Annotated in this window: 10 protein-coding genes; all 10 read left to right on the forward strand. The window is 72.4% G+C overall.

All coding sequences use genetic code 11. The features are described 5' to 3' along the window. Positions 1-426: ABC transporter permease (locus tag ACFP2V_RS21720; protein WP_381214928.1), on the forward strand; the 426-nt coding region annotated here is incomplete at its 5' end. Further along, on the forward strand, positions 419-1,207 hold the full coding sequence (locus ACFP2V_RS21725; protein ID WP_381214931.1) for an ABC transporter ATP-binding protein: 789 nt from the start codon (positions 419-421) through the stop codon (positions 1,205-1,207). The genes ACFP2V_RS21720 and ACFP2V_RS21725, both read left to right, overlap by 8 nt. Before the next feature lie 359 nt (positions 1,208-1,566). Continuing rightward, entirely contained in the window at positions 1,567-2,490 is a 924-nt protein-coding gene (gene hpnC / locus ACFP2V_RS21730) for a squalene synthase HpnC (RefSeq protein ID WP_381214934.1), read from the forward strand. Next, positions 2,487-3,437 carry a presqualene diphosphate synthase HpnD gene (gene hpnD / locus ACFP2V_RS21735; protein WP_381214937.1) on the forward strand — a complete coding sequence of 317 codons (951 nt, stop codon included), beginning with the start codon at positions 2,487-2,489 and terminating at the stop codon, positions 3,435-3,437. The genes hpnC and hpnD overlap by 4 nt, the downstream gene beginning before the upstream one ends. Continuing rightward, on the forward strand, positions 3,437-3,577 hold the full coding sequence (locus ACFP2V_RS21740) for a DUF6380 family protein (RefSeq protein ID WP_381214940.1): 141 nt from the start codon (positions 3,437-3,439) through the stop codon (positions 3,575-3,577). Before hpnD ends, ACFP2V_RS21740 begins: the two co-directional genes overlap by 1 nt. After that, the gene (gene hpnE / locus ACFP2V_RS21745; protein ID WP_381214943.1) at positions 3,574-5,043 is read left to right on the forward strand and encodes a hydroxysqualene dehydroxylase HpnE; all 1,470 of its coding nucleotides are present in this window, start codon (positions 3,574-3,576) and stop codon (positions 5,041-5,043) included. Before ACFP2V_RS21740 ends, hpnE begins: the two co-directional genes overlap by 4 nt. 62 nt (positions 5,044-5,105) lie before the next feature. Continuing rightward, positions 5,106-6,179, forward strand: coding sequence for a polyprenyl synthetase family protein (locus ACFP2V_RS21750; RefSeq protein WP_381214946.1), 1,074 nt, complete (start codon positions 5,106-5,108; stop codon positions 6,177-6,179). Positions 6,180-6,298: 119 nt separating this feature from the next. Further along, entirely contained in the window at positions 6,299-8,398 is a 2,100-nt protein-coding gene (gene shc, locus ACFP2V_RS21755) for a squalene--hopene cyclase (protein WP_381214949.1), read from the forward strand. After that, the gene (locus tag ACFP2V_RS21760; protein WP_381214952.1) at positions 8,398-9,039 is read left to right on the forward strand and encodes a phosphorylase family protein; all 642 of its coding nucleotides are present in this window, start codon (positions 8,398-8,400) and stop codon (positions 9,037-9,039) included. Before shc ends, ACFP2V_RS21760 begins: the two co-directional genes overlap by 1 nt. Positions 9,040-9,044: 5 nt before the next feature. Next, positions 9,045-10,067, forward strand: a complete 1,023-nt coding sequence (gene hpnH / locus ACFP2V_RS21765) for an adenosyl-hopene transferase HpnH (RefSeq protein ID WP_381214955.1) — start codon at positions 9,045-9,047, stop codon at positions 10,065-10,067. The last annotated feature ends 106 nt before the right edge of the window (positions 10,068-10,173 follow it).

Genomic DNA, 10,173 nt, shown 5'->3' on the forward strand with positions numbered 1-10,173 from the left:
GTCGTGGTGACGGCGTTCGGCAGCATGCCCGCCCTGTCCTGGCTGCTGGTGCTGCCCGCGCTGCTGCTCCAGTTCGTCTTCAACACCGGCCTCGCGCTGATCTTCGCGCGGCTGGGCAGCCGCACGCCGGACCTGGCCCAGCTGATGCCGTTCGTGCTGCGCACCTGGATGTACGCCTCGGGCGTCATGTTCAGCCTCCCGGCGATGCTCGCCGGCAAGGACGTCCCCGGCTGGCTCGCCGACGTGCTGCAGTGGAACCCCGCCGCGGTCTACATGGACCTGGTCCGCTTCGCGATGATCGACGACTACGGCTCCTCGTACCTGCCGCCGCACGTGTGGGCCTTCGCGGTGGGCTGGGCGCTGCTGGCCGGCGTGATCGGCTTCCTCTACTTCTGGAAGGCTGAGGAGAGGTACGGCCGTGGCTGACGAGAGGACGGACACCCACATCCCCACCGTCATCGCGGACGACCTGCACATCGTCTACCGCGTCAACGGTGCCCGCGGCGGACGCGGCAGCGCCACGGCGGCGCTCAGCCGGATGGTACGGCGGGGCAAGGACGACGAGGCACGGGGCGTGCGCAAGGTGCACGCCGTACGCGGGGTCTCCTTCGTCGCCCACCGCGGCGAGGCCATCGGCCTGATCGGCTCCAACGGCTCCGGCAAGTCGACCCTGCTGCGGGCCATCGCCGGCCTGCTGCCCGCCGAGAAGGGCAAGGTCTACACCGACGGCCAGCCCTCCCTGCTCGGCGTCAACGCCGCCCTGATGAACGACCTCACCGGCGAGCGCAACGTCATACTGGGCGGGCTCGCGATGGGCATGTCCCGCGAGCAGATCAAAGAGCGCTACCAGAAGATCGTCGACTTCTCCGGCATCAACGAGAAGGGCGACTTCATCACCCTGCCGATGCGCACCTACTCCTCCGGCATGGCCGCCCGGCTCCGTTTCTCCATCGCGGCGGCCAAGGACCACGACGTCCTGATGATCGACGAGGCCCTGGCCACCGGCGACCGCAAGTTCCAGAAGCGCTCCGAGGCGCGGATCCGGGAACTGCGCAAGGAGGCCGGCACCGTCTTCCTGGTCAGCCACAACAACAAGTCGATCCGCGACACCTGCGACCGCGTGCTGTGGCTGGAGCGCGGCGAACTGCGCATGGACGGGCCGACCGCGGAGGTGCTCAAGGAGTACGAGAAGTTCACCGGCAAGTAGCCCGGTCCGCCCCGGACCTCGCCGGAACTGGCCGACGGGGTCCGGCGTCTGCAAAAGAAGCGTCAACTCCTGCTGTGCGCAGGAATCTTGACACTGATCGGTGCGTTGTTCCGAGGCGCGGGGGCACCCCGGCGGTCCGTACCGCGCTGTACAACGTAAGCTGGACCAGTCCCTAAAGGCGGCAATCGGGGCCATAACGCGTGACACCGCCCGGCGACCAGGCCGGGCGGAAGCGTGGCGGCGTGTCCGAAATAGTGTGTATTGGGTTGGCAGTGTAGAACGGGAGATGTGACGGCAATGGCTACGGAGACTCCCCTGCTCAACGCAGTATGCGCCGTCCCCGCCCAGGGCAGCCCGCGATGACGCGAACCGGCACGACGCGCGCGGCCCATCCCGGGCGCGCCCCCCTGGACACCGAACGCGCCACCCTCGACAAGGCCGCCGCCGAGAACTTCCCGGTGGCGCCGTTCTTCCTGCCCGGAGCCTGGCGCGCAGACCTGATGGCGGTCTACGGCTACGCCCGGCTCGTCGACGACATCGGCGACGGCGACCTGGCCCCCGGTGGCGCCGACGCCGGACTGCTCGGCGTCGCCCCCGACCGGGCAGACGACCGGACGGTGCTGCTGGACGCCTTCGAGACGGATCTGCACCGCGTGTTCGACTCGGTTCCGCGCCATCCGCTGCTGCGCCGGCTCCAGCCGACGGTCCGCCGCCGCGCCCTGCCCCCCGAACCCTTCCTCGGCCTGATCGCCGCCAACCGCCAGGACCAGGTCGTCAGCCGCTACGAGACCTACGACGACCTGCTCGCCTACTGCGAACTGTCGGCCAACCCGGTCGGCCGCCTGGTCCTCGGCGTCACCGGGACCTCGACCCCCGAGCGGATCCGCCGCTCCGACGCGGTCTGCACCGCCCTCCAGATCGTCGAGCACCTCCAGGACGTCACCGAGGACCTCGGCCGCGACCGCGTCTACCTGCCCGCCGAGGACATGGTGCGCTTCCACGTCGACGAGGCGGATCTCGCCGCGCCGCACGCCTGCGCGTCGGTGCGCGCACTGATCGCGTTCCAGGCGCAGCGCGCCCGGGAACTGCTGGACGAGGGCGCTCCCCTGGTGGGCAGCGTCCACGGCAGGCTGAAGCTGCTGCTCGCGGGGTTCGTGGCAGGGGGGCGGGCGGCACTGGGCGCGATCGCCGCCGCCGAATACGACGTACTTCCCGGCCCGCCCAAGCCCGGCAAGGTCCGGCTGCTGCGCGAGGCCGGCACGACGCTGCGAGGAGAGGGGTGATCCGGGCCGTGGAGCCGGACACACACACGTCGGCGCCGGTGCTCGCCGCATACCGGTACTGCGAGGCCGTCACCGGGCAGCAGGCCCGGAACTTCGCCTACGGCATCCGGCTGCTGCCGACGCCCAAGCGGCGCGCGATGTCGGCGCTGTACGCGTTCTCCCGGCGTGTCGACGACATCGGCGACGGCGCGCTGCCGGACGACGTCAAGGCCGCCCGGCTCGAGGACACCCGGGCGCTGCTCACCCGGGTCCGGGACGGGGCGGTCGACGAGGACGACACCGACCCGGTCGCCGTCGCCCTCGCGCACACCGCGCAGCAGTTCCCGGTCCCGCTCGGCGGCCTGGACGAGCTGATCGACGGCGTTCAGATGGACCTACGCGGCCAGACCTACGAGACCTGGGACGACCTGAAGGTCTACTGCCGCTGCGTCGCCGGCGCCATCGGGCGGGTCTCCCTCGGCGTCTTCGGCACCGAACCCGGGGCACGGGGCGCCGAACGCGCCCCCGAGTACGCCGACACGCTGGGGCTCGCGCTCCAGCTCACCAACATCCTCCGGGACGTCCGGGAGGACGCCGAGGGCGGGCGCACCTATCTGCCCGCCGACGACCTGGCCAAGTTCGGCTGCTCGGCCGGCTTCAACGGGCCGACCCCGCCGGAGGGCTCCGACTTCGCCGGCCTCGTCCACTTCGAGGTGCGCCGGGCCCGCGCCCTGTTCGCCGAGGGCTACCGGCTGCTGCCCATGCTCGACCGGCGCAGCGGCGCCTGCGTCGCCGCCATGGCCGGCATCTACCGCCGTCTCCTCGACCGCATCGAGCGCGAGCCCGAGGCCGTGCTGCGCGGCCGGGTCTCCCTGCCCGTACGGGAGAAGGCCTACGTCGCGGTGCGCGGCCTGTCCGGCCTGGACACCCGGCACGTCACCCGGCGGACCGTCAGGAGGCGCGCCTGATGGACACACCACCCCCATCCGATGGCGCCGCCGACAAGCGGTGCGCAACCCTCCGCCCCGGCCCCGCGTCCTTGACCAGGACGACCGGCCACGCACCGATCCGGCGGCACGGCGGCCGGGCAGGGGAGGGCGCGCCATGACCCGTGTCACCAGCTCCGAGGGCCGCCTCGCCGGCGACGACGCACCGGCGAGGCGGCATGCCGTCGTGGTCGGCGGCGGCCTCGCCGGCGTCACCGCCGCGCTCGCGCTCGCCGACGCCGGCGTGCGCGTCACCCTGCTCGAAGGCCGCCCCCGGCTCGGCGGGCTCGCCTTCTCCTTCCAGCGCGGCGACCTGACCGTCGACAACGGCCAGCACGTCTACCTGCGCTGCTGCACCGCCTACCGCTGGTTCCTCGACCGGATCGAGGGGGCGGCACTGGCGCCCCTGCAGAACCGTCTCGACGTGCCCGTGATCGACGCCGACCGGCCCGAGGGGCGCCGGCTCGGCCGGCTGCGCCGCGACCCGCTGCCCGTACCCCTGCACCTGGGGCGCAGCCTCGCCACCTACCCGCACCTCTCGCTCGCCGAACGGGCGAATGTGGGCCGGGCCGCGCTCGCGCTCAAAAGACTCGACCTCGCCGATCCCGCCCTCGACGACCAGGACTTCGGCAGTTGGCTGGCCGCGCACGGCCAGTCGCCGCGCGCCGTCGAGGCACTGTGGGACCTGGTGGGGGTCGCCACCCTCAACGCGGTCGCGGGTGACGCGTCCCTGGCGCTCGCCGCGATGGTCTTCAAGACCGGTCTGCTGTCCGACCCGGGCGCGGCCGACATCGGCTGGGCCCACGTCCCCCTGGGCGAACTGCACGACCGGCTGGCCCGCAAGGCGCTCGAATCCGCGGGCGTCCGCGCCGAGGTCCGTACCCGCGTCACCTCCGTCTCCACGGACGGCAACGGAGGGTGGAGCGTCCAGGTGCCCGGCGAGACGCTCGACGCGGACGCCGTCGTCCTCGCCGTACCGCAGCGCGAGGCGTACGACCTGCTGCCCGCGGGAGCGCTCGACGACCCCGAGCGGCTGCTCGGCATCGGCACCGCGCCGATCCTCGACCTCCACGTCGTCTACGACCGCACGGTGCTCACCAGCCCCTTCTTCGCGGCCCTCGGCAGCCCCGTGCAGTGGGTCTTCGACCGCACCCGGGCCTCCGGCCTGCGGGAGGGGCAGTACCTGGCCGTCTCGCAGTCGGTCGCCCAGAACGACATCGACGAGCCCGTGGCCGTGCTGCGCGAGCGCTACCTGCCCGAACTGGAGCGCTTGCTGCCGGGCACCCGCGGCGCCACCGTGCGGGACTTCTTCGTCACCCGGGAGCGCACCGCCACGTTCGCCCCCGCCCCCGGCGTCGGACGGCTCAGGCCCGGCGCCCGCACCAAGGCTCCCGGCCTGTACCTGGCCGGAGCGTGGACCGCCACCGGGTGGCCCGCGACCATGGAGGGTGCGGTCCGCAGCGGCGTCGGCGCGGCGGACGCCGCGCTGAGCGTCCTGGGCCGGCCCCGCCCCCGCCATCTCTTCGCGTGGGACGGGGCGGCCGGCCGCGGCGCCCCTGGCCCCGCCGTGCGAGAGGGGCTCCGGTGAGCGCCGACGCACCCGCCGCGGCGGGCCCCCGCACCCCCGGTACCGCAACAAGAGGAGAGACTGTGCCCACTGTGCCCCCGGCCTCGAAGGCCGCTGGAAGGACCGCGGCGGACGTGCCCGCGCTCCTGGAGCGCGGCAGGACACTGGCCATGCCGGTACTGCGGGCGGCCATCGACCGCCTGGCGCCCCCCATGGACACCGTCGCCGCCTACCACTTCGGTTGGATCGACGCCCAGGGCAGGCCTGCCGACGGCGACGGCGGCAAGGCCGTGCGCCCCGCGCTCGCCGTGCTGTCCGCCGAGGTCACCGGCGCCGCCCCCGAAGTCGGCGTCCCCGGCGCGGTCGCCGTCGAGCTCGTCCACAACTTCTCCCTGCTGCACGACGACCTCATGGACGGCGACGAGCAGCGCAGGCACCGCGACACCGTCTGGAAGGTGCACGGCCCCGCCCAGGCCATCCTGGTCGGCGACGCCCTGTTCGCCCTCGCCAACGAGGTGCTGCTGGAACTCGGCACCGTCGAGGCCGGCCGGGCCACCCGCCGGCTGACCACCGCCACCCGCGCCCTCATCGACGGCCAGGCGCAGGACATCTCCTACGAGCACCGCGACCGGGTCGGCGTCGAGGAGTGCCTGGAGATGGAGGGCAACAAGACCGGCGCCCTGCTCGCCTGCGCCAGCTCCGTAGGCGCCGTGCTCGGCGGCGCCGACCCGCGCACCGCCGACACCCTGGAGAAGTACGGCTACCACCTCGGCCTGGCCTTCCAGGCCGTCGACGACCTCCTCGGGATCTGGGGCGACCCGGCGGCCACCGGCAAGCAGACCTGGAGCGATCTGCGCCAGCGCAAGAAGTCCCTCCCGGTCGTGGCGGCGCTCGCCGCGGGCGGCCCGGCCTCCGAGCAGCTCGCGGGGATCCTCGCCGCCGACGCCGGCAGCAGCGACGTCGCGAACTTCTCCGAGGAGGAGTTCGCGGCCCGCGCGGCCCTCATCGAGCAGGCCGGCGGACGGGAGTGGACCGCCGGGGAAGCACGTCGCCAGCACGCCATCGCCATCGAGGCCCTCGACGCCGTCGACATGCCCGACCGGGTGCGGGAGCAGTTCACGGCGCTCGCGGACTTCGTCGTCGTACGAAAGAGATGATCACTATCGGTCGAATAGCCCTCGCGTAGTCGCCGGCCGGTGTTGCGGGGAGTACGGCACCGGCCGACGGCGGACCCACAGCAGACGCACACATTGCAGGACTGCACGAAGGGGAAGCCATGACAGCGACGACCGACGGAAGCACCGGGGCGGCCCTGCCGTCCTCGGTGACCGCGGCCAGCGACACCGACACCGACATCCCCGTGGCGGCCGGGGTACCCGACATCGCCGCCGACGCCATGCGGCGCGCCACCGAGTTCCTGCTGTCCCGCCAGGACGACCAGGGCTGGTGGAAAGGAGACCTCGAGACCAACGTCACGATGGACGCCGAGGACCTGCTGCTGCGTCAGTTCCTGGGCATCCTCGAGGAGGAGACCACCCGGGCCGCCGCCCTGTTCATCCGGGGCGAGCAGCGCGAGGACGGCACCTGGGCCACCTTTCACGGCGGGCCCGGCGACCTCTCCGCCACCATCGAGGCGTACGTCGCGCTGCGGCTGGCCGGCGACCCGTCGGACGCCCCGCACATGGCGCGCGCCGCCGCCTGGGTCCGCGACCGGGGCGGGATCGCCGCCTCCCGGGTCTTCACCCGGATCTGGCTGGCTCTGTTCGGCTGGTGGAAGTGGGAGGACCTGCCCGAGCTCCCGCCCGAGCTGATCTGGTTCCCGTCCTGGGTGCCGCTCAACATCTACGACTTCGGCTGCTGGGCCCGCCAGACGATCGTCCCGTTGACGATCGTCTTCGCCGAGCGGCCGGTACGGCCCGCCCCGTTCCCGCTCGACGAACTGCACACCGACCCGGCCAGGCCCAATCCTCCTGGACGGATGGCGCCGGCGGCCAGCTGGGAGGGCGCCTTCCAGCGGCTCGACAAGGGCCTGCACGCGCTGCGCCGGGCCGTCCCGCGCCGACTGCGCAGGGCGGCGATGAACACCGCGGCCCGCTGGATCATCGAGCGGCAGGAGAACGACGGCTGCTGGGGCGGCATCCAGCCGCCCGCCGTCTACTCCGTCATCGCGCTGCACCTGCTCGGCTACGATCTGAACCACCCGGTGATGCGCGCCGGACTCCAGTCCCTCGACCGGTTCGCCGTGTGGCGCGAGGACGGCGCCCGGATGATCGAGGCCTGCCAGTCCCCGGTGTGGGACACCTGCCTGGCCACCATCGCCCTCGCCGACGCCGGTCTGCCCGCCGACCATCCCCAACTGGTCAGAGCCGCCGACTGGATGCTCGGTGAACAGGTCGTACGGCCCGGGGACTGGTCGGTGCGCAGGCCCGGACTCCCGCCCGGTGGCTGGGCGTTCGAGTTCCACAACGACAACTACCCCGACATCGACGACACCGCCGAGGTGGTCCTCGCGCTCCGCCGGGTCAAGCACCACGACCCGGAGCGGGTGGACAACGCCATCGGCCGCGGGGTCCGCTGGAACCTCGGCATGCAGTCCCGCAACGGCGCCTGGGGCGCCTTCGACGTCGACAACACCAGCCCGTTCCCCAACCGGCTGCCGTTCTGCGACTTCGGTGAGGTCATCGACCCGCCGTCGGCCGATGTCACCGCGCACGTCGTGGAGATGCTCGCCGTGGAAGGGCTCGCCCACGACCCGCGCACAAGACGCGGCATCCGGTGGCTGCTCGCCGAACAGGAGCCGAACGGCTCGTGGTTCGGACGCTGGGGCGTCAACTATCTCTACGGCACCGGGTCCGTGGTGCCCGCGCTGGTCGCCGCCGGCTTTCCCGCCTCGCACCCGGCCGTCCGACGGGCCGTGTCCTGGCTGGAGTCGGTCCAGAACGACGACGGAGGATGGGGCGAGGACCTGCGCTCCTACCGCGACTCCCGCGAGTGGAGCGGCAAGGGCGCCTCGACCCCCTCGCAGACCGGGTGGGCGCTGATGGCCCTGCTGGCGGCAGGCGAGAAGGAGTCCGCGGCCGTCGAACGCGGCATCGCCTGGCTGGCGGACACCCAGCACGAGGACGGTTCCTGGGACGAGCCCTACTTCACGGGCACCGGGTTCCCCTGGGACTTCTCCATCAACTACCACCTCTACCGGCAGGTCTTCCCGCTCACCGCGCTCGGCCGGTACGTGAACGGGGAGCCGTTCGCCAAGTCGCCGGCGGAGCAGTCGGCGGAGGTGCCGGAGGCGCAGCCGGGGGCGGGTACGGCGGGTGCCGATGCGTTGGGCGCCGGTGCACAGCGGCAGCGGCTGGCCGAGGCGAAGGGCAGCTGATGAGCTCCCGGGCCGCCCCGGCGCCGTTGCTGATCGCCTGCGCGCTCGGCATCGAGTGGCTCGCCCTGCGCGGGAGGGGCCGCGGCGGCACCGGCGGGCCGGTCACCGTCCTGCGCACGGGCATGGGGCCTGCGGCGGCCGAGCGCTCCGTCACCCGGGCGCTCGCCGGCCCGGTGCTGCGCGACGCCGCCGTGCTGGCCACCGGCTTCTGCGCCGGACTGGCCCCCGGGATGCACCCCGGCGACCTGGTGGTCGCTGGGGAGACCCGCGACCCGCGCGGCAGCGTGCCGTGCGTCGGGGTCGACCTACTGGTGAGGGAGCTGGCGCGGGTCGCGCCGGGGCGCACGGTCCACACCGGGCTGCTCACCGGCTCCGAGCACGTGGTCCGGGGGCACGAACGGTCCGAGCTGCTCGCCACCGGCGCAATCGCGGTCGACATGGAGTCCGCGGCCACGCTCCTGAGCGCCGTCCGCGCGGGTGCGCGCCCGGTTGCGGCCGTACGGGTGGTCGTGGACGCTCCTGAACATGAACTGGTCCGGATCGGCACGGTGCGCGGTGGAATATCGGCTTTCCGCGTTCTTCGTTCCGTCCTTCCCGTGTATCTCGAATGGCACCGTTCCTTGTTGCTCCCCAGGAGGTGAGCCAGATGGTCATGCCGCTGCGTCAGTCCGTCAAGGTCGCTACATACTTGGCCGAACAGAAGCTCCGTCGGCGGGACAAGTTTCCGCTGATCGTCGAACTGGAACCGCTCTTCGCCTGCAACCTCGCCTGTGAGGGGTGCGGGAAGATCCAGCACCCGGCCGGGGTGCTCAAGCAGCGCATGCCGGTCGCGCAGGCCGTGGGCGCGGTGCTGGAGTCCGGGGCGCCGATGGTGTCGATCGCCGGTGGCGAGCCGCTGATGCACCCTCAGATCGACGAGATCGTGCGCCAGTTGGTGGGCCGGCGCAAGTACGTGTTCCTGTGCACCAACGCCATGCTGCTGCGCAAGAAGATGGACAAGTTCACCCCGTCGCCGTACTTCGCGTTCGCCGTGCACATCGACGGACTGCGCGAGCGGCACGACGAGTCCGTCGCGAAGGAGGGCGTGTTCGACGAGGCGGTGGCCGCGATGAAGGAGGCCAAGCGGCGCGGCTTCCGGGTCACCACCAATTCGACCTTCTTCAACACCGACACCCCGCAGACCATCATCGAGGTGCTCAACTACCTCAACGACGACCTCAAGGTCGACGAGATGATGATCTCGCCCGCCTACGCCTACGAGAAGGCCCCCGACCAGGAGCACTTCCTCGGTGTGGAACAGACCCGCGAGCTGTTCAGGAAGGCGTTCGCCGGGGGCAACCGCCGCCGCTGGCGGCTCAACCACTCGCCGCTGTTCCTGGACTTCCTCGAGGGCAGGGTCGACTTCCCGTGCACCGCGTGGGCCATCCCGAACTACTCGCTCTTCGGCTGGCAGCGGCCCTGCTACCTGATGAGCGACGGCTATGTGCCGACGTACCGGGAGCTGATCGAGGAGACCGACTGGGACAAGTACGGCCGCGGCAAGGACCCGCGCTGCGCCAACTGCATGGCGCACTGCGGTTACGAGCCCACCGCCGTCCTCGCCACCATGGGGTCCCTGAAGGAGTCCCTGCGCGCCCTGCGCGAGACGGTCTCGGGAAACAAGGAGTGACGCGATGACGGCTGTCTCCCTCGGGGTCCCCGAGGTGCCGGTCCGGCCGCTCGCCCCGCGCCGCAGGAGCCGGCGGATCCAGGTCGGGTCGGTGGCGGTGGGCGGG

Origin of the sequence: Streptomyces incanus (genome assembly GCF_042656345.1) — a bacterium.
Taxonomy (GTDB): Bacteria; Actinomycetota; Actinomycetes; order Streptomycetales; family Streptomycetaceae; genus Streptomyces; species Streptomyces incanus.